The following is a 26,414-nucleotide window of genomic DNA, read 5'->3' on the forward strand; positions in this document are numbered from 1 at the left end:
TTGGTGTTGCTGTGTGGTTGGGGTCAGAGCCCTTTCCCCTGGAAAGGGATCCGACCCCGGGGGCGATCGTCAGCCGCGGCGGAACGCGGCGGGCGTGCGGGCGCCGACGATGATCATGCGGATCATCGTGGAGATCTCTTCGATCAGCTCCGGGTCCTTCTCCGGCGGCAGGTCCATGGCGGTGGCACCCATCGCGAACACCAGCCGGGTGATGGCCTTGGCCACCAGTTCCGGGGCATGCAGCACGGCGCCGTCCAGCGCGGCCAGACGCACCAGGTCGTGCTGCAGCTCTTCCTCGAAATAGTGCAGCTCACGTTCGACCGCGTGCTTGAAGTCGTCCGAACCCACCGCGCCTTCGCGCAGCAGTACGTGCAGCAGCTTGTCGTCGGCGCGCAGCTGTTCCATGAAGGTCTCCACCGAAACCCGCACCACGCTGGTGGCGGTGGAGGTGGCACGCTGGCGGGCCTCGCCGATGATGGTCCGCAGCGAACGGCCGGCGGCGTCGATCAGCGCCACGGCCAGTTCGTCCATGTCGCGGAACTGCCGGTAGAAGCTGTTCGGCGCGATGCCGGCCTCACGTGCCACTTCGCGCAGGCTGAGCGTGGACAGGCTGCGGTGCGGCCCGATCAGTTTCAGGGCGGCGGCCAGCAGGTCCTCGCGGCTCACCGTACGGCGGGCCGGGCTGTTGGCATCTTCAGGCGTCGACAAGGCGGTGGCGGCGGCCATGGGGGTTCCGGTGGGGCGAGGCTGAATCATACCCAATCCGGTTCAATATACACATGTATACACAGGTGTATGTGCGCCCGTATAGTTCGCCCATGAGCGCTGTCGTCCGTCCGTCCCTGTTCTCTCCGTACCGCTGGGTCTCGCCGTCGCTGTTCGATTTCTGGGCGGGCCAGCTCAATCCCCTGTGGACCCTGCGCGAGCCGGTGGCCCGCCTGGTCCGGCGAGAGCCGGCCGGCGAGGGCGCGGCGACCCTGGTCCTGCGCACCAACCGGCACTGGGCCGGCATGCGCGCCGGCCAGCACGTCACCCTGGGCGTGGAGATTGAAGGGCGCCTGTGGCAGCGCAGCTACAGCCCCACCGCACTGGGACGGCGCGAGCTGGCGATCACCGTCAAGGCGATCGACGGCGGCCTCGTCAGCCAGCACCTGGTCAACCACGCGCAGCCGGGCGAACTGTTCCGCCTCGATGCCGCCTTCGGCGAGTTCCACATGCCGGCTGCGGCGCCGGTGTTGCTGCTGGCTGCCGGCAGTGGCATCACGCCGATGCGCAGCCTGTTGCGCGACGCCTGCCAGCGCCCGCTGGCAGCGCCGGTGGACCTGTTCTACTGGGAACGCAGCGCCGCCCACCTGCAGTTCCGTGATGAGCTGCAGGCGTTGGCCGCCAGCCAGCCGAACCTGCGTGTGCATCTGCTGACCACCCGCGAAGGGGATGTGCCCGCCGCACGTATCGATGCCCACGACCTGCAGGTGGCGGGCGATGACACCCCGTTGGCGCAGCGCCATGTGCTGGCCTGCGGCCCGGACGGCTTCGTTGCCGCCGCCCGCGAACGCCTGGCGCACCAGGTTGCCGGTTTCCAGGCGGAAGCGTTCACTCCTCCCGCACCGCTGCGTGACGCCAGCAGTGAAGGGGAGGTCGTGCTGACGCTGGCGCGCAGTGGCCGCCAACTGAGCGTGCCGCGTGGCAGCTCGTTGCTGGAAAGCCTGGAAGCCCATGGCATCAAGCCCAGGCATGGCTGCCGCATGGGCATCTGCAACACCTGCAGTTGTGACCGCGTCAGTGGCGCCACCCGCCACCTGCGCACCGGCGACCTGCAGTCCGAATCGGCGCAGCCGGTACGGATCTGCGTGAGCGCACCGACCACCGACCTGACCCTGGATCTCTGAGGACGCCTGCCATGACCCGCGCTACCGACCGTGCCCTGAGTACTGCCGAGATGCATGCCTTCGGTGAGGAACTCGACGCGATCCGCGACCGTGTGATCGGCAGCCTCGGCGCCTCCGATACCCGCTACATCCGCCGCGTGGCCGCCGCCGTGCGCTGGTTTGGCGTGGGGGGCCGTGGCCTGCTGTTCCTGGCGGCGTTCTCGCCACTGTTCTGGATGCCGCTGCTGTGGCCGGCCGCGATCACCGGCACGCTGCTGCTGGCGCTGTCGAAGATCCTGGAGAACATGGAGCTGGGCCACAACGTCATGCACGGCCAGTTCGACTGGACCGGCGACCCCAAGCTCAACGGCAATACCTATGAGTGGGACATCGTTGCCACTGCCGACAACTGGCGCAAGACCCACAATTTCCGCCACCACACCTATACCAACGTGCGTGGCATGGACGATGACATCGGTTATGGCCTGCTGCGCATCTTCCCGGAGCAGCGCTGGAAGCCGTTCTACCTGCTGCAGCCGATCATCGCGCCGATCTTCGCGCTGCTGTTCCAGTGGGGCGTGGCCGCGCAGGACCTGCGCCTGGGCCGCTGGCTGAAGGGCCGTATCAGCGGCCGTGCGATGTGGCTGCAGACCCGCCCGGTGGCGCGGAAAATGGCCCGCCAGGTGCTGAAGGACTACGTGTTCTTCCCGCTGCTGGCCGGCCCGTTCTTCCTCACCGTGATGCTGGGCAACATGGTGGCCAACGGACTGCGCAACATCTGGACCTACGTGATCATCTTCTGCGGCCACTTCACCGCCGAATCGGAAACCTTCCCGAAGGAATGCCTGCGCAATGAATCGCGCGGCCACTGGTACCTGCGCCAGCTGCGCGGTTCATCCAACATCAGCGGCGGCTTCCTGATCAACGTGCTGTCGGGCAACCTCAGCCACCAGATCGAGCACCACTTCTACCCGGATCTGCCAGCCAACCGCTACGCGGCCATTGCCAAGGAAGTGAAGGACATCTGCCGTCGCTACGGCCAGCACTACAACAACGGCTCGCTGCCGCGCCAGTTTGGCCAGGTGGTCTGGCGCATCCTGCGCCACGCATTCCCGAGCAAGCCGCGCCGCCTGCCGATGTCGGACATCATGTCCGCACCGGCATCGGCCAACGCGGGCTGATCAACTCAGCCCGCCTTCGCCGGCTCCGCCTGCTCGCGGTCCAGGCGGCGCAGGAACACCTGCATTTCCTTGCGTGCCTGCTGGTCGCCCTTGCTGCCGGCCACGCTCAATCCGCGCTGCCAGGCTTCGCGCGCCGCCTGCGGCTGGCCACTGGCCAGCCAGGCCTTGCCCAGCAGCTTCCACGCCGCCGAGTACTGCGGATCAAGCACCACGCAACGGCCCAGATGGGTGGCCGCGCGCACCGGGTTGCCGGCATCCAGCCAGCCCTTGCCCAGGCCGAAGCGCAGCAGCGCGCCATCCTTGCCGGCGGCGAGCATGCATTCCAGAGCTTCGATGTTCATCCGCGCACCTCCACCAGCAGTTCGGCGAAGCGGCCGCGATGGAACAGCAGCGGCGCGCCGCCGTTCTCGTGCACGTCGATGATGCGGCCGGCCAGCAGCAGGTGATCGCCCACCGGCCACTGTGCGTGGCGGGTACAGGTGAGATGGGCGACCGCACCGGCGATGCGGGGTGGGGCGTCCTCGTCGTCATCCAGCAATGCCAGGCCGTCGAAGCGATTGCGGACCTGCGGATCGGCGAAGCGCCGGGCCAGCGCTTCCTGGTCGGCCGCCAGCACGCTGATTGCAAAGCGGGTGGCGCGCTGGAAGGTGGACAGGCTCTGCGCGTGCAACGCCAGGTTCCACAGCACCAGCGGTGGCTGCAGCGAGACCGGTACGAACGAGTTGATGGTCAGGCCGACCGGCTTGCCCTGTGCATCGCGCGCGCAGACGATGGCCACGCCGGTCGGGAAATGGCCGAGCAGCCGCCGCAGGGCACGCGGCGGCATCTCGACCGACGGCACCGGCGCCGGTGCGGGGAAGACCCCCGCCCACGGCCCGGCGTACGGCACTGTCTCGCCGCTCATGAGGCCCGGGCCTGGCGGTAGCGCCGGCCGACCTCGGCCCAGTTGATGATGTTGAAGAACGCACCGATGTAGTCCGGGCGACGGTTCTGGTAGTGCAGGTAGTAGGCGTGTTCCCAGACGTCCAGCGCGAGGATCGGGGTATTGCCTGACAGGCCCACGGTTGCACCCATCAGCGGGCTGTCCTGGTTGGCGCTGCTTTCGACCTGCAGGCGGCCATCGCGATCACTGGTCAGCCAGGCCCAGCCGCTGCCGAAACGGGTCTGCGCGGCCTTGCTGAAGGCGTCCTTGAAGGCATCGAAGCTGCCCAGGTCACGGTCGATGGCGGTGGCCAGTTCCTCATCGGGTGCACCACCGTCGGCGCTGAGCACGGTCCAGAACAGGCTGTGATTGGCGTGGCCACCGCCGTTGTTGCGGACCGCGCCACGCTGCGCCTCGGGCACGGCACCGAGGTTGGCGATCAGCGCCTCGACCGGCTGTTCGGCGATGCCGGCCTGTTCGATGGCGGCATTGAGGTTGTTGACGTAGGCCTGGTGGTGCTTGCTGTGATGGATCTCCATCGTGCGCGCATCGAAGTGCGGCTCAAGGGCGTCGTAGGCGTAGGGGAGCGGGGGAAGCGAGTACGACATCGAAGCAATCTCCGTGGGGAAGGCCAGAGGGCTGGCCGTGGGGAGACCGTTATCGCACCTCAACATTGGTTGAGGTCAAGGGGCGGGATTGAAATGCGTGCGCGTTCGTCGCCTTGATTCTTCCTGGCAGGCAGGGGCTGATGGGTCAGCGCAGGACACGCCGTGAACCCATCCATGGGGGCTCGATGGCGCCATCCGTGGCGCCAACGGTCCTGCGCTGACCCATCGCCCCTGCAGGACAGCTCCCTGCGCTGGCGCGGAGACGGAGTCAAAGGCAGGAGCAGGAGCGGCATGGTAGTGCCGGCCGCTGGCCGGCAATCAGCGAAGGTCGGGTTGCCGGCCAGCGGCCGGCACTACCAGAACCCGCTTTTCGAACCTCACCGGCGCGCTGTTGCGCTGCCCGCGCTCGCAGGAAACCGTCGGGTGGCGGGGGAAGGGGCTGGCCGGGACCGTTGGCGCCATGGATGGCGCCATCGAGCCCCCAAGGATGGGTTTACGGCGTGTCCCGGCCGGCCCCTTCCCCCGTCACAGCCGATATCAACAAAAGCGCCGGCAGGCGAACCAGCCGCCAGCGCCTTCATCAACTCAACTCAACCAATCCTTGCACGCACCATCAACCTGTTCCCCGCACGCCTGCTGCATCCGCTGCTGCAGCCGCGCCAGTGTTTCGGCGCCCTGGTGCTTGCCGCTCCACGTCTTCAACTGCCCGGCCAGGCGCTCGAAACGCTGGCGGGTACGCTGGTGGTAGCCCGACGGCTGCGCTTCCAGTTCGGCGATCAGCGAGGCGGTGGCCTGCTCGATGCGTGGTGCATCGTCCGGCGCCAGCTTCAACAGGCCCTCCACGTACAGCACGCCCCACTGTACGCGGGTGGCCGGGCCCTGCGCGCCATCGTAGGCGCGCTTCAGCCACTCCAGTGCGCCGGCGGTGTCGCCGCGCTGCTCGGCCAGTTCGGCCAGCTCGGGCATGTAGTAGTACGGCTGCTCGCTGCGCTTCAGCTCGGCCAGCAACAGCGCCTCGGCGCCCGCGTCGTCGCCGACCTGGCGCAGTGCGTAGACCGCGCTGCTGATCGTGGCCTGGCGTGCATGCGCATCGGTGGCGGCGGCATCGGCAGCGGCCACGCGCTGCTTGACCCGCTCAACCAGGGCCGCGGGCAGTGCGCCGTTGGGCTGCTGCTGACGGGCCAGCGACACTTCGGTCAGCGCACGCGACAGCGCGTCGTCGGCACGGTTGCCGCGCTCGGCATCTGCGCGCTCCAGTGCGACCAGCAGCTGCTGTCCCAGCGTGTTGCTGGTGGCCGGCCCCGCACTGGCCTGCTTGACCAGCGTCGCGCCCGCGTAGCCCAGCAGTTCGCGGTTACGACGGACTTCGGCAGGTTGCGCCAGCACTGCCTGCAGCAGCTCACGCACCTCGGTGGGCGAGCTGGCGGGCGTGTCGGCGGTGGCCAGGGCCAGCAGGGCGAAGCGGCGTTGCAGCGCCGCGTCGGGTGCGGCCTTGGACAGCTGGCGCAGCACATCCTGGCTCCTGCGCTCGCCGGCCAGGCGGTTGGCGTCGACTTCCCAGCCGTAGTCGCCCAGCACCTGCCAGTCTTCGGCGGCCAGCCTGTCCGGCGTGGCCAGTGCCGTCGCCAGGGTGGCGGCGATGGCGCTGCGGCGCCCGGCCGCGACGGTCAGCGCACGGGTCAGTTCGGCCGCGTCGTTGCCGCCGGCCACGCGGGTGAGCTCAGTGCGTTGTGGGTCCAGCACGATCAGGGTCGGATAGCCGCGCACCCCGAAGCGTTCGCCCCAGGCCTGTGCCCCTTCCTCGTCGCCATCCAGGTAGACCGGCACGAACTTGCCGGTCAACGCGATGAACGCCGGGTCCTTGAACAGGCCGGCCTTGAGCTGGTTGCACGGCGGGCACCAGACCGCGCCCCAGTACAGCAGCACCGGCTTTCCGCTGTCGGCGGCCTCGGCGAAGGCATCGTCCACATCGCCCTGGCGCCAGGCGATGGCGGACGCCGGCGCGGGCGCCTCGGCGGAGCTGGCGGTGGACACCGGGGCCGGGGTGCAGGCGCTCAGCGCCGAAGCCAGCAGCAACACGGAAAGCGCGACGCGCATCGGCGGCATCTCGAAGGGGGGACAGTCCATTGTAGGAATGGCCGGGGAGTGTGCTGATTCAGTTTGCTTATATCGGCCGTGCAGCGGGGCATGACACCCGCTGCCCTCAGGCGGCTGCCCGCACCATCTGCTGGTACACCAGCCCGTTGAACTCGCCGACATCACCGTCCAGCACGAAGCCATAGCGCAGGTAGGTAGGCACTGCGTTGAGCGAGGCGCGCACGGTCAGCACCGGTGTGCGCAGGTGCGGCAGCACGGCTTCGAACAGGGCATGGCCGATGCCCTGGCCCTGGCAGGCGGGATCGACGAACAGCATCGCCAGGTGGCGGCCTTCCTTCAGCTCTACCACGCCGAGGATGCGGCCATCCTGCTCGGCCACCAGGATTTGGTTGTCACCCTGCAGGCGTGCAGCGAACGCATCGGCGGCGGCGACACTGCCGAACGTAGCAATGCCGGCCGCGCTGAGCGAGGGCGCGACGGCTGCAGTGAATGCGGCCAGGCATACCGCGCTCATCGCGGGCATGTCATCGATGTGGGCGGGGCGGATCCTCGGCATGCAGCGATCTTCCTGTGGCGTGTGATCGTCGCCGGTTGCCTGCACGCTAAGCTGGTCCCATGAGTGAATTCAATCCCGCCTACGCTTCGTTGTTTCCGCAACAGGGACTGAGCCTGGGCCTGATGACGCCCGTTGCGGCGCATGGGCTGGCCGATCCGGGCGCGGCGCGGCGCATTGCGTGGCTGGCCGACGATCTTGGTTTCGCCGCGTTGTGGGCGCGCGATGTACCGCTGATGGTGCCGCAGGGTCCGGACGCGACGGCGAGCGCGCTGGACGACCCCTTCCTGTGGCTGGGCATGCTGGCCGCCGCGACCACGCGCATCGTGGTCGGTACCGCCGCCATCGTGTTGCCGTTGCGCCAGCCGTTGCAGGTGGCGAAGTCGGCCTTGAGCCTGGACCGGATCAGTGCAGGGCGGTTCGTGCTGGGCCTGGGTTCGGGTGACCGCCCGGAAGAATTCGCCGCCTTCGGCGAGGATCTGGAGGGCAGGGCGGCGACCTTCCGTGAGCGCTGGACGTTGCTGCGCGCGGCATTGTCACCGGAGGCCGATGCGCGGATCGCCGTACTGCAGGCCACGGGTGGCTTCGACGTGCTGCCGGCGCCGGCAACCCGCATCCCGATGCTGGTGGTGGGTACCGCACGGCAGAGCCTGCAGTGGATCGCGCGCGAGGCCGAAGGCTGGGCCACCTATCATCGTGAGGAGGCCGCGCAGGAGGGGCGCATCGGCCTGTGGCAGCAGGCGCTGGTGCAGCGCGGTGGGCCGGGCAAGCCATTCGTGCAGTCGATGCTTCTGGATCTGCAGGCAGATCCGCAGGCGCCAGCCGAGCCGCTGCCGCTGGGCCTGAAGGTCGGCCGCGATGGCCTGCGTGACTATCTGCTGCGCGTGCATGGGCAGGGCGTGGCGCACGTGATGTTCAATCTGGTCGACAACGGGCGGCCGATGGACGCGGTGTTGCGTGAGATCGGGGAGCAGGTTCTGCCATACACGCTCCGGTAGGTGTCCACCTGGGTGGACGCGCTTCATCGTTGCCAACGCTGCGCTCGCCTGTGTGCTGGAAGTCCGCATCTGCGTATCATTCGCATTTGATACCCCGCTGCCGGAGCCCCGCGTGACCCAACCTTCCCCCATGCACCCGAGCGGACGCCTGTTCGCCGCGGTCGCTTTCATCGAGGCTGTGACCTGGGCCGGCCTGCTCACCGGCATGTGGATGAAGTACGGCCCCATGGCCAACGTGGCGCTGGTGAAGCTGTTCGGACCCCTGCATGGCGTGGCGTTCCTGCTCTATGTGGCGGTGACGCTGTTCGCGACGCTGCGCCTGCGCTGGCCGTGGTGGGCCAGTGCGCTGGCGCTACTGGCAGCCATCCCGCCGCTGGTGACGCTGCCATTGGAATGGTGGTTCAAGCGCCGTGGCCTGTTGGTCCTGCGCGCGGTGCGCTGAAGTCGCTGTTGCGTGCCCGTTCAAGAGAATGGGTATCAAATGCAAATACGAGCCGTTATCATTTGAGGATGGCGTCCGGTCCTGAGCAGGGCCGGCGCCGGGCGGGGCGCAGGTGCGCCCGGCGATCCCTTCCTGTTACGGCTGGTGTTCCATGCACGCACGTCCCGTCGTTCCCGGCTTGCCGGCGCTGGTAGTGGCCGCCCTGATCGGCACCATGGCGATGATGTCCTTCGTCGCCGTGATCGGTCCGGTGGTCCGCATGCTCGGGCTGTCCGAGTGGCATGCCGGACTGTCGGTCACCGCCGCGGGCGCGTTGTGGATGCTGGCCGCTCGCCCATGGGGCCAGCTCAGCGACCGCATCGGCCGCAAGCGCGTGCTGATGCTGGCGATGAGCGCCTACACCGTGGTCTACATCGCGCTGGCAGTGTTCATCGACGTTGCCCTGCAGGCGGTGCCGCCGGTACTGGTATCGGTGCTGGTGCTGGTCGGTGCGCGAGGCCTGATCGGCCTGTTCTACGCGGCGGTGCCGCCCACCGCAGCCGCGATCATCGCCGACAAGGCACCGACCGGCCAACGTGCGAAATTCCTCGCCCGACTGGGCAGCGCCAATGCGCTGGGCATGGTGCTCGGGCCGGCCGCTGCCGGCTGGCTTGCCTATACCAACCTTTCGCTGGCGCTGTACGTGGCCGCGTTGCTGCCGCTGCTGGCACTGGCATTGCTGGCCTGGCGGCTGCCGGCTACACCGCCGGTGGTTGGCGCGTCCGCACAGCGCCGCGCGCCGATGAGCCGCCTCGACCCGCGCCTGCGCCTGCCGCAGCTGGCGGCGCTCATCGCCATGGTCTCGGTGACCATCGCGCAGGTGACGGTGGGCTTTTTCGCGATTGATCGCCTGGGCCTGGATGCTGCCGCTGGTGCACGCATGGCCGGCATCGCGCTGACCGCGGTCGGCATCGGCCTGATCCTGGCGCAGGCGCTGGTGATGAAGCTGGAGGTGCATCCGCGCCGCTGGATCATCCTCGGCGCGCTGATTTCCGGCATTGGCTTTGCTTCGGTGGCGGGCGTGCAGCAGGGCTGGCAGTTGCCGGCGGCATACGCGCTGGCCGCGTTCGGCATGGGCTTCGTATTCCCCTCGTTCCAGGCGCTGGCCGCCGACGCGGTGGAAGCGCACGAGCAGGGTGCCGCGGCGGGCACGGTCGCTGCCGCGCAGGGGCTGGGCATGGTGGCCGGGCCGATGCTCGGCACGCTGTTGTATCGCGGCGGGCCCAGCCTGCCATATCTGCTGGTCGGCGCGCTGCTGCTGTTGCTGTGCGCGCTGGCTGCAGCGCATCGGATGAAGGAGACCCCATGAACGATTCCCTGATGCAGGGCGCGTGGCCGGAGGCTGCGCCCGCGCCGCTGGAGAGCACTGACGACGCGTCGCTGTTCCTGCTGCAGCATGCCGGCCAGCATGTGCACGCACGCGGTTGCCGCCTCGCGCTGCCGGGTGGCGCGCTGGCAACCCTGGCGGAGCGCGTTGCGGCCTTCTTCGCCCAGCAGCGTGGCGGTCCGGGCCTGCTGGTCGGTGCGGTGCCATTCGAACCGCGTGCCGACGACGCGTTGTACCAGCCCGAGCGCCTGCTGCCGGCCCTGCCGTTGCAACCACGGGCGGCGCCGGCGCTGCAGGGCCCGCTGCAGGCGGAGCCCGCAGCGCAGGACTATGCAGCCGCGGTTGCCGCGGCAGTGAAGGCGCTGCGCGCGCCCGACCAGGACCTGCACAAGGTGGTGCTGGCGCGCAGCCTGCTGGCGCACAGCCGCCATGCGCTGTCTCCAGAGGTGCTGCTGGCGCGGTTGGGCGCGGATCCCTCGGTGGCGACCTATGCGGTGCCGCTTCCGGTTGAACCGGGGCACGCACCGGCTTGGCTGGTCGGCGCAACACCGGAGCTGCTGCTGCGCAAGCGTGGCGCCGAGCTGTTGTCGCACCCGCTGGCCGGGTCCGCGCGCCGCAGTGCCGATGCCGCCGAGGACGAGCGCGCCGCGCAGGCGCTGCTGGCTTCGAACAAGGACCATGACGAGCACCGCCACGTGGTCGAGGCCATCATCGAGGGCCTGGCGCCGTACTGCAGCCACATCGATGCGCAGCCGCGCCCGGTGCTGCATGCCACCGCCAGCATGTGGCATCTCGGCACCCGCATCCACGCCACCCTGAAGGATCCGCAGACATCGGCGGCCGAGCTGCTGGCGCAGTTGCATCCAACGCCGGCGGTCTGCGGTACACCCCGGCTGGCGGCACTGCAGCGTATCCGCGAGCTTGAGCCGGTGCCGCGTGGCTTCTATGCCGGTGCGGTCGGCTGGCTGGATGCGCAAGGGGATGGTGACTGGTATGTGGCGATCCGCTGCGCACGCCTGCAGGGCACGCAGCTGCGCCTGTACGCCGGCGCCGGCATCGTTGCCCAGTCGCAGCCCGAGGCCGAGGTCGCCGAAACCGCGGCGAAGTTTGCCGCCCTGTTGAACGCGTTGGGCGTCCACGACGCCGCGCCCGTCATCGAGCCTGCTGCATGAACACGCCCACTGTTTCTTCCCGCCTGCCACTGCAGCAGGCATGGCCCGATGCGCTGGTGGCGCGCTATCGCGAGGCGGGCTACTGGCGCGGCGAGACCTTCCCGGCGTTCCTGCGTGAGCGTGCGGAACGCTACGCTGATGACATCGCCGTGGTCGCTGGCGATGTGCGCCTGAGCTACGCGCAGCTGTGGCACGAGGCCGGTCGCATCGGTGCCGGACTGCTGGCACTCGGCCTGCAACCCGGTGAGCGGGTGCTGGTACAGCTGGGCAACACCGCCGGGTTCATCGCCACCGTATGCGGGCTGTTCCGCGCCGGCCTGGTGCCGGTGTACGCGCTGCCGGCGCACCGCATCACCGAGCTGGTGCACTTCGCCAACAAGGCCGAAGCCAGTGCCTACATCACTGCCGACCTGCACGATGGCTTTGATCATCGCGGGCTGGCGCGGGCGCTGCAGGCCGAGGTGCCGGCACTGCGCAACGTGGTCATCGATGGCGACGCAGCAGAGTTCACCACGCTCGAGGCGCTGCAGGGAGACCGCAACCAGCTGCCGGCCGACCCGGACCCGCAGTCGGTGGCGTTCCTGCAGATCTCCGGTGGCAGCACCGGGCTGTCCAAGCTGATTCCACGCACCCACGACGACTACATCTACTCGTTCCGTGCCAGCAATGACCTCTGCGGCATCGACCGCGACAGCGTGTACCTGGTCGCGCTGCCGGCCGCGCACAACTTCCCGATGAGCTCGCCCGGTTTCTTCGGCGCGCTGTATGCAGGTGCCCGCGTAGTGCTCAGCCCCGGTCCGGGGCCGGACGTGGCCTTCCCGCTAATCGCGCGTGAGCAAGTGACCTGCTGTGGGCTGGTGCCGCCGCTGGCGCTGTTGTGGGCACAGGCCGCCGCCACCAGCAAGCACGACCTGTCCAGCCTGCAGGTACTGCAGGTAGGCGGGGCCAAACTGGTGCCGGAAGCCGCACGGCGGGTGATTGACGGTCTTGGCTGCACGCTGCAGCAGGTGTTCGGCATGGCCGAAGGCCTGGTGAACTACACACGGCTGGATGATCCGGAAGAACTGATCGTAGCCTGCCAGGGTCGGCCGATCAGCCCGGACGACGAGGTGCGCGTGGTCGATGACCATGACCAGCCGGTGGCCAATGGCGAGGTAGGGCATCTGCTGACCCGCGGCCCTTACACCATCCGTGGCTACCACAACGATGCGGTGGCCAATGCGCGTTCGTTCACCGACGACGGCTTCTACCGCACCGGCGACCGCGTGCAGCAGCTGCCCGGAGGCTACCTGGTGGTGCAGGGCCGTGCCGGTGACCACATCAACCGGGCGGGCGAGAAAATCTCCGCCGAGGAGATCGAAGATCACCTTCTGGCCCACCCCGGCGTGTTCGACGCCGCCGTGGTCTCCATTCCTGACGAGTATCTCGGTGAGCGCAGCTGCGCGTTCGTGATTGCGCAGGGCGAGCCGTTCAAGGCGCCGGCACTGAAGGCCTGGATGCGCGGGCGCGGCCTGGCCGCGTTCAAGGTGCCGGACCAGGTCGTGTTCGTCGACAGCTTCGATACCACCGCGGTCGGCAAGATCAGCCGCCGCGAACTGCGCGCGCAGCTGCGTGCGCGTCATCTGCAACAGACAGGAGGAACGCGCTGATGGCGCTGCCCCGTATCACCGATTACCCCTTGCCGACTGCCGCCGAACTGCCGCAGGCGCGCGGCCCGTGGCGCCCGCAGCGCGATCGTGTCGCGCTGCTGGTGCACGACATGCAGCGCTATTTCCTGGCCGCATTCGACGCCGGCAACGCACCGCTGCGGCCGGCAGTGGACAACATCGCACGGCTGCTGGCGCATTGCCGCGCGCACGGCATTCCGGTGTTCTACACCGCCCAGCATGGCGACCAGGACCGCCGTGACCGTGGCCTGCAGGCCGACCTGTGGGGACCAGGCATGCGTCGCAGCGCCGACCATGAACCAATCATCGAGGCACTGGCACCGCAGCCTGGCGAGCACGTGCTGGTGAAGCACCGCTACAGCGCGTTCCAGCGCAGCAACCTGGAGACGCTGATGCGGGTGCGTGGACGCGACCAGCTGCTGGTGACCGGCGTGTACGCGCATATCGGCTGCACCGCGACCGTGGTCGAAGCGTTCCAGCGTGATATCGAGGCCTTCATCGCCGCCGATGCCGTGGCGGACTTCTCGCGCGCCGATCATGATCAGGCGCTGCACTGGATTGCGCGCACCAGCGGGGTGCCGATGACCACCGACCAGCTGCTGGAGGTGCTGTGATGGCTGCCACGGGTGAGGTGCTGGATCTGGAGCGGATGCGTGCCGACGTGGCGCGCGTGCTGGAATGTGCCCCGGCCGAGATCGGTGACGACGACAACCTGATCGACCTGGACCTGGACTCGATGCGCATGCTCGGCCTGGTCCTGGCCTGGGGCAACACCGGCCTGCCCATTGAGTTCTCGCAGCTGGCCGAGCACACCACGCTGCGCCAGTGGTGGGCTGTGGTGCAGCAACTGCAGGCCGCGCAGAACGCATGAACGCCGCTGCGCTGGCCACACCGGTGGCATTGACCGAGGCCCAGGCCGGACTGTGGTTCGCACAGCGGCTGGCACCGGACAATCCGTCATTCAATACCGCGCACGCGGTGTGGATCGACGGCCCGTTGGACGTGGCCGCGTTCATTGCAGCGGCAGACCAGGCTGCAGGCGAGGCCCAGGCCTTCGCATTGCGCTTTGCCGAAGGGGCCGATGGCCAGCCGCTGCAGTGGCATGACCCGGCACACGTGCCGCTGCTTTCGGTGCGCGATGTTTCCACCGCGGCGGATCCCGCCGCTGCGGCACGCAACCTGATGCACACCGACCGTCTGAGCCCGGTCGATCCCACCCGTGACCGGATCAGTCAGCAGGTGTTGTTTGACCTGGGCGGGCAGCGCTGGGTCTGGTACCTGCGCGTGCATCATCTGGCCGCCGATGGCTACGGCATGGCGCTGTTCACCGATCGCGTGTGCGCGTTGCATGCCGGTCGCATGGCTGAACCGCTGCCAGGGCTGGCGGGCGTGCTGGCGGATGACGCCGCCTATCGTGCCGACCCGCGTCGTGCGCAGGCCGGGCGCTGGTGGCGCGAGCAGTTGCAGGGGGCGCCGGCGGGCGTGGGCCTGGCGGGTACCGTGGCGGCCAGCGACGATGCGCTGCGCTGGGTGCAGCCGCTCGATGCGGCCTTCCGTGAGCAGCTGCTGCAGGCCTCGGCACGTTGGCTGCAGCCCTGGCCGGATGTGCTGGCCGCGCTGGCGGGCGAGTACCTGCGGCGGATGAGCGCCGCCGATGAAGTGGTGCTGGGCGTGCCCTACATGGGCCGGCTCGGCAACGCGTCGGCGCGGGTGCCGGCGATGGCGATGAACGTGTTGCCGCTGCGCGTAGCGGCCGGCGAGGGCAGCGTCGAGGCCTTCACCCGCGGCCTGGGCCGGCAGCTCAGCCAGGGTCGCAAGCACGGCCGTTACCGCAGTGAGCAGCTGCGCCGGGACCTGGGGCTGGTCGGCGCGCAGCAGCGCCTGCACGGTCCGCTGGTGAATGTGCAGCCGTTCTACAAGCCGCTGGCGCTGGCCGGCGTGCAGGCGACGCTGGAGGTGCTGTGCACCGGGCCGGTGGATGATCTGACACTGGGCTTCCGTGGCGATGGCCAGCACCTTCTCGATCTGGAGATCGAGGCCAATCCCGCGCTGTACAGTCGCGAGGATGTCGAGGCGCATGCAGCGCGGTTGCTGCATTTCGTGTCGGCAGCATTGCAGGCTGACGATATCGCAGCCGTGCCTTTGGCGACGCTTGAGGAGGCGCAGCAGGTGCTGCACGGTTTCAATGCCACCGCGCACGCTCTTCCCGAGACTACCCTGGTTGAACTGCTGCAGCAGGGCATGGATCGGGATCCGCACGCGCCGGCGCTGGTGTTCGGCGACACTACGCTCGACTATGCAACGCTGGAAGCGCGCAGTTTCGCGCTTGCCGCACAACTGCGCGGGATGGGCGTCGGCCCGGGCAGCGTAGTCGCGGTGGCATTGCCGCGCTCGCTGGAACTGGTGCTCGCGCTGGTCGCGGTGCTGCGCGCAGGCGCGGCCTATCTTCCGCTGGACCTTGCCCATCCTGACGAGCGGTTGGCACGTATTCTTGCGTCGGCGCAGCCGGTGTGCGTACTGGCTGCGCCAGACGTATCGGTGCGCATGGCCGGTGTGCCGGTGCTCGCGCCGGAGCAGTGGACCGCGCTGAGTTTTGCGGCGCCATGGGCGGATCCTGCGCCCAGCGATGCCGCCTATGTGATCTATACCTCCGGTTCGACCGGCGAGCCCAAGGGCGTGGTCGTCGAACACCGCGCGATCGTCAATCGCCTGCTGTGGATGCGCGAGCACTACGACATCGGCGCCGATGACCGCGTGCTGCAGAAGACCCCGGCCACCTTCGATGTCTCGGTCTGGGAATTCTTCCTGCCGCTGCTGTGCGGGGCAACGCTGGTGGTTGCCAGGCCCGATGCGCATCGCGATCCCACTGAACTGGCGCGCTTGATCCGGGGCCATGGCATCACCACCGCGCATTTCGTGCCGTCGATGCTCGACGCCTTCCTCGCTGCGCCGGCCTCCGAAGGTTTGCAGCTGCGCCGCGTATTCACCAGTGGCGAGGCGCTGGACGCTGCGTTGCGCGACCGCTTCCATGCGCGCGTGCGCGCAGAACTGCACAACCTGTACGGCCCGACCGAGGCCGCAGTAGATGTCAGCTATTGGCCGGCGTCAGCGCAGGATTGCTCGCGGCCGGTGCCGATCGGCTTCCCGGTCTGGAACACCCGCCTGTACGTGCTGGACGCCCGGATGCAGCCGGTGCCGGTCGGTGTGGCCGGTGACCTGTACCTGGGCGGCGTGCAGCTGGCACGCGGCTATCTCGGTCGCGACGATCTGACCGCCGAACGCTTCCTTGCCGATCCTTTCCTGGCGGGCGAGCGCATCTACCGCACCGGCGACGTGGCGCGCTGGCGCCGCGATGGTGCGGTGGAGTACCTGGGCCGCAGCGACCATCAGGTGAAACTGCGCGGCCTGCGCATCGAACTGGGCGAGATCGAGGCGGCTTTGCGCGAACTGCCGGGCATGGAGCGGGTGGAAGTGCTGCTACGCCAGGATGCTCCCGGCGAAGCGCGTCTGGTGGCCTATGTGCCGACCGCGCTTGCCGATGCCGTAATGCTGCGCAGCCACCTCGCCACGCGTGTGCCGGACTACATGGTGCCCTCGGCCATCGTTGGTGTGGACCACTGGCCGGTGACCGCCAACGGCAAGCTCGACCGCAATGCGTTGCCGAAGCCACCGCAACGTGAAGTTGCCGGCTTGGCGCCGCGCACGCCGTTGGAACAGGAGCTGGCGTTGCTGTTCGCACAGGCGCTTGGGCGTGAGGCGCCGGTGGCGGTGGATGCGGACTTCTTCAGTCTCGGCGGTGACTCGCTGTCGGCGGTGCACCTGCTGCTGGCGATCGAGCAGCGCTGGCGCTGCGATCTGGGTTTGGGCGCCTTGTTTGCCCAGCCCACCGTGGCCGCGCTGGCGGTTCGTATTGCCGCGCCACCCGCGCTGGCCGATCACGCGCTGGGGCCGGTGATCGCGCTGGCCGCAACCGACGCTGCCGGGCCCACGCCGCTGTTCGTGCTGCACCCGGCCGGTGGCATCGCCTGGAACTACCGCACGCTCGCCCGGGCACTGCAACCAGCCCGCCCGGTGTATGGCCTGCAGTCGCCGGCACTGGACGCGCGGCTGCCACTGCCGAGCAGCATCGAGGCGATGGCCAACGACTACGTACAGCGCGTGGTCGCACTGCAGCCGAAGGGGCCGGTGCATCTGCTGGGCTGGTCGGTGGGCGGCATCCTGGCCCAGGCGATGGCGGTGCGGCTGCATGAGATCGGCCGCGACGTTGGAGAGCTGGTGCTGCTGGACGCCTATCCCAGCGAGTGCTGGCGGGCCGAGCCTGAACCGGACGCCGTCGCCGCACTGCGGGCACTACTGGCGATTGCCGGCCATGACCCGGATGCGCATCCGGAACTGGACAGCCGGGAACGCATACTCGCGTTCCTGCGTCGCGGCGGGAGTGCACTGGGCAGCCTGCCGGATGTGGTGCTTGACGGCGTGGTGCGCGCGGTGACCGGTACCAATCGGCTGATCCGTGAACATATCCACCGGCCGTTCGAGGGCACGCTGGTGCACGTCCGCGCTGGCCGGGATCACCAGGCGCGGCCACAGCTGCAGTCGGCGTTGTGGCGGAGCCACGCGCGCAAGGTGCAGGCACTGGAACTGCCGTTCCTGCACGCCGAACTGACCGGCCGCGATGCGGTGGCGCAGCTGGCACCGTGGTTGTCGGCGCGGTTGCGCCACTGGGACGAGCAACAGGAGACCGCAACATGCAATTGACCGGTTTTGAAGGTCGTGTGGCGCTGGTGACCGGTGCCGCCGGGGGCATCGGTGAGGCACTGGTACGGCTGTTGGCCGCGGCCGGTTGCATCGTGGTGGCGACTGATCGCGAAGCACCCATGTTCGCGGATGCACGTGTGCAGGCGTTTGCTCTTGACGTGACCGACAGTGCGGCCGTCGACGCCTTGGTGGATCGGGTCGAGTCCAGCATCGGACCGATCATGCTGGCCGCCAGCGTGGCCGGTGTGCTGCATGTGGGCGGCGTGACCGAGACCGGCGATGACGACTGGCGCCGGGTGTTCGCGGTGAACACCGACGGCGTGTTCCATGTCGGGCGTGCTCTGGCGCGGGTGATGTCGCCCCGCGGGCAGGGCGCGATGGTTACCGTCAGCTCGAATGCGGCCGGTGTGCCGCGACACGGGATGGCCGCCTATGCGGCATCCAAGGCCGCCGCCACCATGTTCACCCGCTGCCTCGGGCTGGAGCTGGCGCCGTTGGGCATCCGCTGCAACATCGTCGCCCCGGGATCGACGTTGACCCCGATGCAGACCGGCATGTGGCAGGACGAGCACGGTGCCGAGCGGGTGATCGCCGGCAACCTGGAGACCTACAAGGCCGGCATTCCATTGCGCAAACTCGCCACCCCGGAGGACATCGCGCACTCGGTGATGTTCCTGCTCTCCGATCAGGCCGGGCACGTGGCCATGAGCGACCTGTACGTCGACGGCGGCGCCACCCTGCGCGGCTGAGCCCCGACGGCCGCCTGCCGGCTGTGGTCGTGCCGGCCGCTGGCCGGCAACCTCATTCACCTTCAGACATCTCCCAACCCCCGTCGAGCCATGGCCCGACAGCCAACGCGCAATGATCGACCCACCATGGCGCATGAGCAGCCATCGCCTCCGCCTGGGCCGTCACTCGATCATCGGCCAGGTCTACGTTCTGACAACTACCACGCATCAGCGCCGCCGGCTCTTTGAAAGCGAAGCTGCAGCAGCATGTGTGATCGACCAGTTCGATTACATCGAGCAGCGCGGGCTCGTACGGTCACACGCATGGGTCGTCATGCCGGATCACGTCCACTGGATGTTCGAGCTGCGCGCAGCCCACCTTCCAGACATCGCACGCCGGATGAAATCGTCGAGCGCGCTTGCCCTGAATCGCTTGGCGGGCCGTCGAAGTACGGTGTGGCAGCCCGGCTACTTCGATCATGCCGTGAGGGCCGAGGAGTCGATGGCGCGGCAAGCGCTGTACATCCTGGGGAATCCGGTACGCGCCGGTCTTGCTGGGCAGATTGGCGAGTATCCGCATGCGTGGTCGGTCTGGGTGTGATGCCGGCCAGCGGCCGGCACTACCAGTCAATGTTCAGCGCGGCCATTCGCTGTTCAGCGCCGCTTGAGTGCGCTTCGGCCGTGTTCGGTCCGGTCTGATGCCGGCCAGCGGCCGGCAGTACCACGGCAGAACCGAAGCGCAGCGCAGATCGTGTTCCGGCGCACAGAGCACCCGCGATGGTAGTGCCGGCCGCTGGCCGGCAACCCCATGACCCGCGCGGAGATGCGTAGCTGCCGGCCAGCGGCCGGCGCTACTCCTTCGGCGTTTGGCGCGGCTTGCGCGTGCGCTTCGGCTTTGCGCTATCCGCACCGCTGGCGGCGCCATCCTGCAGTGCCTGCAGCCAGGACAAGGTGTCCACGTAGTCGATGAAGTGGCGCAGGTAGCCGGGGCTGGTGGCCTGCATCGTGTCCAGCATGCGCTGCACCAGCACCGCCGAGTTCAGCGGGCCGCCGTCAGCCGGGGCCTCGGCGCGCAGGGAGCGGCGCACCTGCAGCTCGCTGCGCAGCTCCGACCACTCGCGCTGCACCTGCTGCAGCATCGGCACCTGCGGGTAATGCGGCAGCGAGCGCGACCCTGCATCAAGGTCGCGCACCAGTGCGCGCAGGCCTTCGAGCGCTGGCGACTTACTTGGCATCCGGGGCCTTGGGCTTGGGAATCGGCGCGATCTCGACGCGACGGTTGCGTGCGCGGCCTTCCTCATCGGCATTGGAACTGACCGGCTGCTCGCTGCCGAACGCAGCGGCGAACACGGCGTCAGCCGGTACGCCATCGGCGATCAGGGTGCGGGTCACGGTCAGCGAGCGCTGCGCCGACAGCTCCCAGTTGTCGGCGAAACGCCGGTTGCCTTCGCGTACCGGCGCGTCATCGGTGAAGCCGCTGACCATCAGGATCTCTTCGCGGCTGCCCAGGTAGGCGGCCAGCGGTGCGGCCAGGCTGCGCAGCAGCTCCTGGCCTTCGGGCTGCAGCTGGTCGGAGTTCAGCGCGAACAGCACGCTGCCGCTGATGCCGATGCGGCCATCCACCAGCGTCACGCGGCCGGCCGCCAGCGGTCCAGCCAACGCTTGCTCCAGCGTCTGCAGGCGCTTGGCTTCGGCCTGGCGCTGTTTCACTTCCTGGTCCAGTCGCTGCGACAGCTCCAGCTGCACGGCGACCACACCGACCAGTATCAGCACGAACGCGCCCAGCAGCACCGACATCAGGTCGCCGAAGGCTGCCCAGATCGGGGCATGCGAACCGCCGTCGACCTCCAGCTCGTCGCTCATGCGCTGCCGGCCTTGCCGCGGCGCGCGGCCAGCTGCTGCAGTTCTTCCATCACCTGCTTCTGCGACAGCAGGCTGAGGTCGACCACCTCGCGCGCCTGGGCTACGTAGTAGGCCAGCTGCTCGTCGCTGCGGGCCAGCGAGGCATCCAGTGCGCAGCCGATCTGTTCCAGGCGGCCGGACAGCTCGGTGGCGGCACTGCCGAACTGCGCGACCGCTTCGCCGAACGTGCCGGCCAGCTGGCCCACTTCGGCAGCGCTGCCGTTGAGCGCTGCGGCAATGCCATCCAGCTTGCCGGTCTCTGCGGCGATATGGTCGGTGAAGCGATTGCCAACCCGCTCCAGCAGCTCGGCCGAGCCACCGACCAGTGCGTCCACAGCGGTGCGCTGCTCGTGCGAAGCGTGATTGATCGCATCCAGCAGGGTCTGCACGGTGGCCAGCAGGCGGCCGCGCTCTTCCAGCATCGCGTTGTCACGCACCAGGCTCTCGGACAGCGTGCTGCGCAGCTCGTTGATGACGTCGGCAGCAGCCTTGGGCGCGGCCGCGGCGGTCTGCAGCAGGGTAGACACTTCAGCCAGCGTGGCGCTGGCCTGCGCGCGACCGTTCTCGCCGATCTGCTGTGCGGTGGCCGCCAGGGTGTCGCAGACCTGCTGCTGCTGCGCAGCCAGGTGTTCGCCGTTGGCCTGCAGGCGCTCGGCCAGGTCGCTGGAAACGTGCTGCAAGGCTTCGCTCCAGCGCTGCAGGCGCTGTTCGTCGCCGGCCTGCAGCTGCGCCTGCAGCGCGGCGTGGGCCTGCTGCAGCTCGGCGCTGATCGCGTCCCAGCGCGCCTGGCGCTGCTGCTCGCGGCTGTCCAGGCCAGCCTGCAGTTCGGCGTGCGCGGCCGCGGCAGCGGCCTGCGCGGCCTGCCACTGCTGCGAACGCTGCAGTTCGTGGTCCTGCAGCAGCGCCTGGCTGGTGCTGTGGTGCTGCTCCAGCGCCTGTAGCAGCGCCTGCGCGCGCGCGTCCAGATGCTCGCTGGAGGCCAGCAACGCCTGCTGCTGGCGTTCGACCAGCGCGCTGTTGAGTGCCTGCTGCTGTTCGGCGGCGGCGCGCCATGCCTCGGCATTGCCGCGGGCATCGGCCTGCAGGCGCTCGCCGATACGCGCGACCAATGCTTCGGCGTGCGTGCCCTGGCCATCGCTGAAGGCCTGCAGGTGCTGGCGCAGATCACTGACCAGCGCCTGTTGTGCCTGGGTCTGCTCGCTCACCACCTTGGCCCAGCTGGCCTCGGTGGCGACGCGGCTGCGCTCGAAACCCTCGCTCAGGCCGGCCAGCTGCTGCTGCACGGCCTGCTCGACGCGGGCATGCAGTGCTTCGCCGTGATGGGCCAGGCCAGCCAGGGTGGTTTCGGCCATCGGCTGCAGCGCACCACCGATGGCGGCGGCGCTGGCTTCGGCACCTTCGCGCAGCGACTGCTGCAGCGAGACGGCCAGGCGTTCCTGCAGGGCCTGGCTCTGGGTCAGGAACTCGGCCTGGCCGGCCAGCAGGCGCTCATTGGCGGCCGCACTGTGCTGTTCAAAAGTGCTGGTCATCGCCTGCAGGCGGTCGACCAGCGCCGGCAGCGCCGCAGACTGTGCCTGCAGCAGGCGCAGCGATTCGGCGCGCTGCCAGGCCTGCGAGTACGGATGCAGGTCGCCGGCAATGGCGCGGTCCAGCTGCTGCACGGCCTGCAGGCGGTCACGACGCAGCAATGCCGCCAGCAGGCCGAGCATGGCCGAGCTGGCCACACCGGCGATCGAGGTACCGAATGCCACCGCCAGGCCCTGCACCGGCGAGGCCAGCGAGCCGCGGATCGCGGCCATGTCGGTCGCACTCTGCAGCGCCAGGCCGGTGCCACGCAGCGTGTCCATCATGCCCAGCAGGGTGCCGAGCATGCCCAGCAGCACCAGCAGGCCAACCAGGTATGGGGTCAGCACCGGTGCGGGCAGGGCGGTGCGCTCGCCTTCCACGCGCAGGCGCACGGCGTTGCGCAGGCCCAGCGGCACGCGTTCCAGCCAGGCGGCGAGGCTTTCCTTCGCGCTGGACAGGTCGTTCAGCGCGCTGCGCAGGCCGTTGCTGGCCTGGCGGTAGCGATACAGCTCCACGCCACCGGCGACGTAGCAGGCCGCGATGATCGCCGCCACCGCTGCACCCAGCGGATGCACCGAAACGTAGCCAATGCCGATCCAGCACACGGCCAGCAGGCCGACAAGGAAAACAACGACATGGAAAACAGTTCTGGACATGGTGTTCCGGTCAGTGGGAGCGCAGGGCGTCTTGCAGCCCTTCGATCGGGTGGAAGCGCAGCTGCAGCTCGGCGAGCAGCAGGGTGCGCATGTCATGGCGGAAGGCCGCGCGCCAGCCGGGCTGGCCGTGCACGCGTTCAAAACGGGCGCCGAGCACCGCCGGCGCCGTGGCCAGCAGGCTGTGCTCGCGCGGGGTGAGGGTCTGTTCCATCACCGCATCGACCTCGGCCAGCCGCGCCAGCTCGGGTGAAACCTGCACCAGCTGGTCGCGCAGGCGGCCGCGCAGGCGCCCGGTGGCCGTCTGGATGGCCTGCTGCAGCACCCGATAGCGCTGGCGCAGCGAGGCGAAGTTGGGTACAGCGGCGGCTTCGGCCAGGTCCAGCAGGCGCTCGGCTTCGGCATCCTCACTGATCGAGGCCAGCAGGCTGGCGTGCGCCTGCGCGCAGTCGGCCAGCACATCCTCGAGCGCTTCGGCGGCTTCACCGGGCTCGGGCAGGCGTCCGCCGAGCGCCCCGGACAGGGCCACGGCGCGGCTCCAGTCCACCCACTGGCCGAGGCGATCGGTCAGGGCGGGACTGGTGGCCGGCATCGCGCCGTCGCTGAGACGGGCGAGCAGGCGGAGGAACTCCGGTCCACCCAGGACCGGCTGCGCTGCGTTCGCCATCAAGGGGTGAGGGGCCAAAAACCGTTGATTTTACAACCAGATGACCCGGCCTGGATGAAGGCGGGGCCGGGGGGAGGGGCCCCGCAGGCGCGACAAGGCTTAGAATGTCCGGCTGCACCCATCCGTTCGACCCCTGGAGTTCCCCAATGACTGTTGCGCAGTTCTACCCGATCGGCACCCCCGGACAGCCCTGGGGCGACGCGGAACGCGCACAGTGGCGGGCCCGCCAGCAGCGCCAGCGCAGCTACCACGACGATGTGGTGGCCGCGCTTGAACGCCTGGACGACAGCTTCGATGTGATCCAGTACGGTCAGCTGGACTACGCGCCGGACCATTACCCGCTGTTCGCCGTGGTCAACCACGACTGGAACCCGGCGCTGCCGACCGCGCTGATCACCGGCGGCGTGCACGGCTATGAGACCAGTGGCGTGCATGGCGCCCTGCAGTTCCTGGAACAGCAGGCCGGGCGCTACCTGGGCCGGCTGAACCTGATCGTGGCGCCGTGCGTCAGCCCATGGGGCTACGAGCGCATCCAGCGCTGGAACCCGGATGCCATCGACCCGAACCGCAGCTTCCGTGACGGCGGCCAGATCGAGGAAGCCGCCGCGCTGATGCGCTGGGTGGCCGAGCGCAAGTCGAACCTGCTGGTGCACCTGGACCTGCACGAGACCACCGACAGCGACCTGCACGAGTTCGATCCGGCCCGCTGCGCCCGCGACGGCAAGCCGTTCGAGCGCGACACCATTCCGGACGGCTTCTACGTGATCGGCAACAGCGAGGATCCGCAGGCCGAGTTCCAGAAGGCCCTGATCGCCGCCGTCGCCCCGGTCACCCATATCGCCCCGGCCGACGCCGAGGGCAACCTGGTCGGCCTGCCGTTGCAGTCGCCGGGCGTGGTCTGGGGCGAATCGCGTTCGATTGGTGCCTGCGCCGGCTTCACCGATGCACGCTTTGCCACCACCACCGAGGTCTACCCGGACAGCCCGCGCACCAACCCGCAGGAATGCAACGACGCCCAGGTGGCGGCGGTATGCGCCGGCCTGGATTTCGCCCTGGCCGCACAGTAGCGTGCCACGTTCCGGGCGGTGACCGGCATCAGCCGGTGCCGCTTGGCCGGCGCGGTGGCGAGCGGCGCGCCGGTCGTCGCCCGGCAGCCGGCGAAGACATCCAGATCGCGCTGGTACACGCTGCTGCTGACACCGAACAGGCCCAGCAGGGAATGGAAGACATTGTCGTGGCTGTAGGCGCGGTGCAGCGCATTCCCACGCAGGCAGGCCATGTCCAGGCCCGCGTTGCGGCTGAACTCCGTTGAGAACCACATCACCATCGGCACCTGGGTCTGTTCGCGCGGGGCGATGAAGTAGGGCGTGCCGTGAAGGTACATGCCGCGTTCGCCGAGCGACTCACCATGGTCGGAGACATAGATCAGCGCAACGTCGCGGTGGTCCGAATAGCCCTGCAGCAGGTCGATGGTCTCCGCCAGCACCTGGTCGGTATGCACCAGGGTGTTGTCATAGGTGTTGACCAGTGCCTCGTTGCTGCAGTGCTGGATCTGGTTGCTGTCGCAGGTCGGGCTGAAGGCCCGCGACGCTGCGGGATACCGTTCAAAGTAGGTCGGCCCATGGCTGCCGAGTTGATGCAGCACGACCAGGGCATCGCCGTGGATGGCGTCGATGCGTGCGCCGAGCTGATGCAGCAGCACGTCGTCGTAGCAGGTGCCGTCGGCGTTGACGCACCGGCCGGCCACCTTGAGTGCGGGCATGTCCTCGGTCGGCACGCGCTCGCACACGCCCTTGCAGCCGCCATTGTTGTTGTTGCGCCAGAGCACGCCGACGCCGGTACGCTGCAGGATGTCGAGCACGTTCTCCTCGGTCGCCGCGCGGACGTCGTCGTATTGCTGGCGGGTCATCTGCGAGAACATGCACGGTACCGAAATCGCCGTTGCGGTTCCGCATGAGGAAACATCACTGAAGCTGATGACGCCATCCTTGCGCGAGAGCCGGGGATTGGTCGCGCGTGGGTAGCCGTTGAGCTGGAAGTTCTGTGAACGCGCGGTCTCGCCGACGACCATGACCACCAGCTTCGGGCGCGGGCCCGGAACGCGCCGCGCGTCCGTGCCGATTGGGCGCAACGGTTGCTGGCGGGTGCTGTAGAGGCTCTTCAGGTAGCCGTGGGTATGGCGCACCACGTTCAACGGCAGTACCTGGTCGCGGATGTAGCGGTTGTTGCGCAGCAGCGAGGAGTAGTCCTTGTAGAACGAAAAGCCGATCACCAGCAGCACCACAAGCGACGCCAGGACGTTGGCCGGCCACACCAGCAGCGAACGTATCGAACCGGCCCCGCTGGTGGTGTGCACCAGGGCGAGCCCGGCAGCGGGCAGCACGCCCAGCGCCAGCAGGGTCAACAGCAGCGGCAGCGACAGATAGGCGTTCAGTTCGGCCTGATTGGTCTCGAACACGTTCTGCACCATGCTGCGATCGATCAGCACGTTGTAGTGCAGCATGAAGTAGCTGCACGCGGCGCTGACGACAACGAGCAGCACCAGCAGCGGCCTGCGCAGGAATGGCAGTGCCAGCAGTGGCGTCAGCAGCAGGTTGAACAGGCAGAACAGCAGCGGCGGCAGGCTGGCCAGGAACAGCATGCTGCGCAGGCTGTTGAGATCGATCAGCCCCCAGAGCGTCTTCCAGAGGGCAATGTTTCCAATCGTGGCGAAGAACAGTGCGGCGGCCCAGACCAGAACGATTGGATGGGACCGCGGGAAACGGAGGCATTGACGCACGAGCAGGTTCCGCGGAACAGGAGTGCGCGCAGTATCGAAACGGCCTTATCAGGAAGTTGTCAGGATTGCCGGGCTAGCCCAGCAGGATCACGCCCCACACCGCACCCACCATCAACAACGCGGTGGTCTGCGCGGCGCTGCCCATGTCCTTGGCGTTCTTGGACAGCGGATGCTTCTCCAGCGAGATGCGATCAACCACGGCTTCAATCGCCGAGTTGAGCAGTTCCACCAGCAGGCTGATGAAGCAGACCGCCAGCACCAGTGCCCGCTCGACCGTGCTGATGTCCAGCACGAACGCAGCCGCCATCAGCAGCGCGTGCAGCAGCAACAACTGGCGGAACGCCGCCTCGCCGCGAAAGGTGGCGATGAAGCCATCGCGCGAATGGATGAGGGTGTGGAAGATGCGGCTCAATCCGGTCTTGCCGTGCGGGTACTTGCCGCTGTCCTTGGGGTGCTGCATGCCGTCTCCAGAGCGGGGGAGCAGCCC

At 68.6% G+C, this 26,414-nt stretch carries 25 protein-coding genes; 13 read left to right on the forward strand and 12 right to left on the reverse strand.

What is annotated here, in order from left to right:
- Positions 1-69: 69 nt before the first annotated feature.
- Positions 70-726 (reverse strand): HTH-type transcriptional repressor FabR, encoded by a 657-nt coding sequence (gene fabR / locus AC5P7A_RS18350; RefSeq protein ID WP_014647432.1) that lies wholly within the window; start codon positions 724-726, stop codon positions 70-72.
- Positions 727-818: 92 nt separating this feature from the next.
- On the opposite strand from fabR, the gene AC5P7A_RS18355 reads away from it, so the two are divergent.
- Positions 819-1,889, forward strand: coding sequence for a ferredoxin reductase (locus AC5P7A_RS18355; protein ID WP_046431056.1), 1,071 nt, complete (start codon positions 819-821; stop codon positions 1,887-1,889).
- An 11-nt stretch (positions 1,890-1,900) separates the two neighbouring features.
- Positions 1,901-3,049 carry a fatty acid desaturase family protein gene (locus AC5P7A_RS18360; protein ID WP_014647430.1) on the forward strand — a complete coding sequence of 383 codons (1,149 nt, stop codon included), beginning with the start codon at positions 1,901-1,903 and terminating at the stop codon, positions 3,047-3,049.
- A 5-nt stretch (positions 3,050-3,054) separates the two neighbouring features.
- Here the strand turns inward: AC5P7A_RS18360 and AC5P7A_RS18365 are convergent, their stop codons facing one another.
- The 5 genes from AC5P7A_RS18365 to AC5P7A_RS18385 form a co-directional block, all read right to left on the reverse strand.
- A complete protein-coding gene (locus tag AC5P7A_RS18365; RefSeq protein WP_014647429.1) occupies positions 3,055-3,390 on the reverse strand; it encodes a tetratricopeptide repeat protein in 336 nt (111 codons plus the stop codon).
- The gene (locus AC5P7A_RS18370; protein ID WP_495220441.1) at positions 3,387-3,953 is read right to left on the reverse strand and encodes a flavin reductase family protein; all 567 of its coding nucleotides are present in this window, start codon (positions 3,951-3,953) and stop codon (positions 3,387-3,389) included. The genes AC5P7A_RS18365 and AC5P7A_RS18370 overlap by 4 nt, the downstream gene beginning before the upstream one ends.
- Entirely contained in the window at positions 3,950-4,579 is a 630-nt protein-coding gene (locus AC5P7A_RS18375) for a superoxide dismutase (RefSeq protein WP_046431053.1), read from the reverse strand. Before AC5P7A_RS18375 ends, AC5P7A_RS18370 begins: the two co-directional genes overlap by 4 nt.
- A gap of 585 nt (positions 4,580-5,164) precedes the next feature.
- Positions 5,165-6,685, reverse strand: a complete 1,521-nt coding sequence (locus AC5P7A_RS18380) for a thioredoxin family protein (RefSeq protein ID WP_041863549.1) — start codon at positions 6,683-6,685, stop codon at positions 5,165-5,167.
- 97 nt (positions 6,686-6,782) lie between these two features.
- The gene (locus tag AC5P7A_RS18385) at positions 6,783-7,232 is read right to left on the reverse strand and encodes a GNAT family N-acetyltransferase (RefSeq protein WP_049439384.1); all 450 of its coding nucleotides are present in this window, start codon (positions 7,230-7,232) and stop codon (positions 6,783-6,785) included.
- Positions 7,233-7,291: 59 nt separating this feature from the next.
- Between AC5P7A_RS18385 and AC5P7A_RS18390 the strand changes: the two genes are divergently transcribed.
- The 10 genes from AC5P7A_RS18390 (at position 7,292) to AC5P7A_RS18435 (ending at position 18,961) form a co-directional block, all read left to right on the forward strand.
- The gene (locus AC5P7A_RS18390) at positions 7,292-8,227 is read left to right on the forward strand and encodes a TIGR03571 family LLM class oxidoreductase (RefSeq protein ID WP_495220442.1); all 936 of its coding nucleotides are present in this window, start codon (positions 7,292-7,294) and stop codon (positions 8,225-8,227) included.
- Positions 8,228-8,357: 130 nt separating this feature from the next.
- Positions 8,358-8,669, forward strand: coding sequence for a DUF3817 domain-containing protein (locus tag AC5P7A_RS18395; protein ID WP_495220451.1), 312 nt, complete (start codon positions 8,358-8,360; stop codon positions 8,667-8,669).
- A gap of 151 nt (positions 8,670-8,820) precedes the next feature.
- Positions 8,821-10,017, forward strand: coding sequence for an MFS transporter (locus tag AC5P7A_RS18400; RefSeq protein ID WP_014647422.1), 1,197 nt, complete (start codon positions 8,821-8,823; stop codon positions 10,015-10,017).
- Entirely contained in the window at positions 10,014-11,207 is a 1,194-nt protein-coding gene (locus AC5P7A_RS18405) for an isochorismate synthase (protein ID WP_053494489.1), read from the forward strand. The genes AC5P7A_RS18400 and AC5P7A_RS18405 overlap by 4 nt, the downstream gene beginning before the upstream one ends.
- Positions 11,204-12,856 (forward strand): (2,3-dihydroxybenzoyl)adenylate synthase, encoded by a 1,653-nt coding sequence (locus tag AC5P7A_RS18410; protein ID WP_495220443.1) that lies wholly within the window; start codon positions 11,204-11,206, stop codon positions 12,854-12,856. The genes AC5P7A_RS18405 and AC5P7A_RS18410 overlap by 4 nt, the downstream gene beginning before the upstream one ends.
- Positions 12,856-13,488 (forward strand): isochorismatase family protein, encoded by a 633-nt coding sequence (locus AC5P7A_RS18415; RefSeq protein ID WP_024958585.1) that lies wholly within the window; start codon positions 12,856-12,858, stop codon positions 13,486-13,488. The genes AC5P7A_RS18410 and AC5P7A_RS18415 overlap by 1 nt, the downstream gene beginning before the upstream one ends.
- Entirely contained in the window at positions 13,488-13,745 is a 258-nt protein-coding gene (locus tag AC5P7A_RS18420; RefSeq protein ID WP_014647418.1) for a phosphopantetheine-binding protein, read from the forward strand. The genes AC5P7A_RS18415 and AC5P7A_RS18420 overlap by 1 nt, the downstream gene beginning before the upstream one ends.
- Positions 13,742-17,632: an enterobactin synthase subunit F gene (locus AC5P7A_RS18425; RefSeq protein ID WP_495220444.1), complete on the forward strand. Its 3,891-nt coding sequence runs from the start codon at positions 13,742-13,744 to the stop codon at positions 17,630-17,632. The genes AC5P7A_RS18420 and AC5P7A_RS18425 overlap by 4 nt, the downstream gene beginning before the upstream one ends.
- The gene (locus AC5P7A_RS18430; protein ID WP_169410426.1) at positions 17,623-18,381 is read left to right on the forward strand and encodes a 2,3-dihydro-2,3-dihydroxybenzoate dehydrogenase; all 759 of its coding nucleotides are present in this window, start codon (positions 17,623-17,625) and stop codon (positions 18,379-18,381) included. Before AC5P7A_RS18425 ends, AC5P7A_RS18430 begins: the two co-directional genes overlap by 10 nt.
- Before the next feature lie 133 nt (positions 18,382-18,514).
- Positions 18,515-18,961 (forward strand): REP-associated tyrosine transposase, encoded by a 447-nt coding sequence (locus tag AC5P7A_RS18435; RefSeq protein ID WP_164165835.1) that lies wholly within the window; start codon positions 18,515-18,517, stop codon positions 18,959-18,961.
- A 250-nt stretch (positions 18,962-19,211) separates the two neighbouring features.
- On the opposite strand, the gene AC5P7A_RS18440 is transcribed toward AC5P7A_RS18435, so the two are convergent.
- Genes AC5P7A_RS18440 through AC5P7A_RS18455 form a run of 4 tightly spaced genes read right to left on the reverse strand, consistent with a single transcriptional unit; the run spans position 19,212 to position 23,148 of the window.
- Positions 19,212-19,667 (reverse strand): DUF2894 domain-containing protein, encoded by a 456-nt coding sequence (locus AC5P7A_RS18440; RefSeq protein WP_343229550.1) that lies wholly within the window; start codon positions 19,665-19,667, stop codon positions 19,212-19,214.
- Positions 19,585-20,223, reverse strand: coding sequence for an OmpA family protein (locus AC5P7A_RS18445; RefSeq protein WP_014647413.1), 639 nt, complete (start codon positions 20,221-20,223; stop codon positions 19,585-19,587). The genes AC5P7A_RS18440 and AC5P7A_RS18445 overlap by 83 nt, the downstream gene beginning before the upstream one ends.
- Entirely contained in the window at positions 20,220-22,484 is a 2,265-nt protein-coding gene (locus AC5P7A_RS18450; RefSeq protein WP_346601202.1) for a DUF802 domain-containing protein, read from the reverse strand. The genes AC5P7A_RS18445 and AC5P7A_RS18450 overlap by 4 nt, the downstream gene beginning before the upstream one ends.
- A gap of 10 nt (positions 22,485-22,494) precedes the next feature.
- Positions 22,495-23,148 (reverse strand): DUF3348 family protein, encoded by a 654-nt coding sequence (locus tag AC5P7A_RS18455; protein ID WP_014647411.1) that lies wholly within the window; start codon positions 23,146-23,148, stop codon positions 22,495-22,497.
- A 146-nt stretch (positions 23,149-23,294) separates the two neighbouring features.
- Here AC5P7A_RS18455 and AC5P7A_RS18460 point away from each other — a divergent pair, with 146 nt between their 5' ends.
- Positions 23,295-24,215, forward strand: a complete 921-nt coding sequence (locus AC5P7A_RS18460) for a M14 family metallopeptidase (RefSeq protein WP_495220445.1) — start codon at positions 23,295-23,297, stop codon at positions 24,213-24,215.
- Here the strand turns inward: AC5P7A_RS18460 and AC5P7A_RS18465 are convergent.
- Both AC5P7A_RS18465 and AC5P7A_RS18470 read right to left on the reverse strand, forming a co-directional pair.
- The gene (locus AC5P7A_RS18465) at positions 24,119-25,927 is read right to left on the reverse strand and encodes a phosphoethanolamine transferase (protein ID WP_495220446.1); all 1,809 of its coding nucleotides are present in this window, start codon (positions 25,925-25,927) and stop codon (positions 24,119-24,121) included. The genes AC5P7A_RS18460 and AC5P7A_RS18465 overlap by 97 nt on opposite strands.
- Before the next feature lie 73 nt (positions 25,928-26,000).
- Positions 26,001-26,387 (reverse strand): diacylglycerol kinase, encoded by a 387-nt coding sequence (locus AC5P7A_RS18470; RefSeq protein WP_014647409.1) that lies wholly within the window; start codon positions 26,385-26,387, stop codon positions 26,001-26,003.
- Between the last annotated feature and the right edge of the window lie 27 nt (positions 26,388-26,414).

It is taken from the genome of Stenotrophomonas sp. YJH_SMC_65, assembly GCF_059369475.1.

Coding starts and splice junctions, on each gene's coding strand:
- fabR (WP_014647432.1), bottom strand. CDS start 726: ATGGCCGCCGCCACCGCCTTGTCGACGCCTGAAGATGCCAACAGCCCG.
- AC5P7A_RS18355 (WP_046431056.1), top strand. CDS start 819: ATGAGCGCTGTCGTCCGTCCGTCCCTGTTCTCTCCGTACCGCTGGGTC.
- AC5P7A_RS18360 (WP_014647430.1), top strand. CDS start 1,901: ATGACCCGCGCTACCGACCGTGCCCTGAGTACTGCCGAGATGCATGCC.
- AC5P7A_RS18365 (WP_014647429.1), bottom strand. CDS start 3,390: ATGAACATCGAAGCTCTGGAATGCATGCTCGCCGCCGGCAAGGATGGC.
- AC5P7A_RS18370 (WP_495220441.1), bottom strand. CDS start 3,953: ATGAGCGGCGAGACAGTGCCGTACGCCGGGCCGTGGGCGGGGGTCTTC.
- AC5P7A_RS18375 (WP_046431053.1), bottom strand. CDS start 4,579: ATGTCGTACTCGCTTCCCCCGCTCCCCTACGCCTACGACGCCCTTGAG.
- AC5P7A_RS18380 (WP_041863549.1), bottom strand. CDS start 6,685: ATGCCGCCGATGCGCGTCGCGCTTTCCGTGTTGCTGCTGGCTTCGGCG.
- AC5P7A_RS18385 (WP_049439384.1), bottom strand. CDS start 7,232: ATGCCGAGGATCCGCCCCGCCCACATCGATGACATGCCCGCGATGAGC.
- AC5P7A_RS18390 (WP_495220442.1), top strand. CDS start 7,292: ATGAGTGAATTCAATCCCGCCTACGCTTCGTTGTTTCCGCAACAGGGA.
- AC5P7A_RS18395 (WP_495220451.1), top strand. CDS start 8,358: ATGCACCCGAGCGGACGCCTGTTCGCCGCGGTCGCTTTCATCGAGGCT.
- AC5P7A_RS18400 (WP_014647422.1), top strand. CDS start 8,821: ATGCACGCACGTCCCGTCGTTCCCGGCTTGCCGGCGCTGGTAGTGGCC.
- AC5P7A_RS18405 (WP_053494489.1), top strand. CDS start 10,014: ATGAACGATTCCCTGATGCAGGGCGCGTGGCCGGAGGCTGCGCCCGCG.
- AC5P7A_RS18410 (WP_495220443.1), top strand. CDS start 11,204: ATGAACACGCCCACTGTTTCTTCCCGCCTGCCACTGCAGCAGGCATGG.
- AC5P7A_RS18415 (WP_024958585.1), top strand. CDS start 12,856: ATGGCGCTGCCCCGTATCACCGATTACCCCTTGCCGACTGCCGCCGAA.
- AC5P7A_RS18420 (WP_014647418.1), top strand. CDS start 13,488: ATGGCTGCCACGGGTGAGGTGCTGGATCTGGAGCGGATGCGTGCCGAC.
- AC5P7A_RS18425 (WP_495220444.1), top strand. CDS start 13,742: ATGAACGCCGCTGCGCTGGCCACACCGGTGGCATTGACCGAGGCCCAG.
- AC5P7A_RS18430 (WP_169410426.1), top strand. CDS start 17,623: ATGCAATTGACCGGTTTTGAAGGTCGTGTGGCGCTGGTGACCGGTGCC.
- AC5P7A_RS18435 (WP_164165835.1), top strand. CDS start 18,515: ATGAGCAGCCATCGCCTCCGCCTGGGCCGTCACTCGATCATCGGCCAG.
- AC5P7A_RS18440 (WP_343229550.1), bottom strand. CDS start 19,667: ATGCCGATGAGGAAGGCCGCGCACGCAACCGTCGCGTCGAGATCGCGC.
- AC5P7A_RS18445 (WP_014647413.1), bottom strand. CDS start 20,223: ATGAGCGACGAGCTGGAGGTCGACGGCGGTTCGCATGCCCCGATCTGG.
- AC5P7A_RS18450 (WP_346601202.1), bottom strand. CDS start 22,484: ATGTCCAGAACTGTTTTCCATGTCGTTGTTTTCCTTGTCGGCCTGCTG.
- AC5P7A_RS18455 (WP_014647411.1), bottom strand. CDS start 23,148: ATGGCGAACGCAGCGCAGCCGGTCCTGGGTGGACCGGAGTTCCTCCGC.
- AC5P7A_RS18460 (WP_495220445.1), top strand. CDS start 23,295: ATGACTGTTGCGCAGTTCTACCCGATCGGCACCCCCGGACAGCCCTGG.
- AC5P7A_RS18470 (WP_014647409.1), bottom strand. CDS start 26,387: ATGCAGCACCCCAAGGACAGCGGCAAGTACCCGCACGGCAAGACCGGA.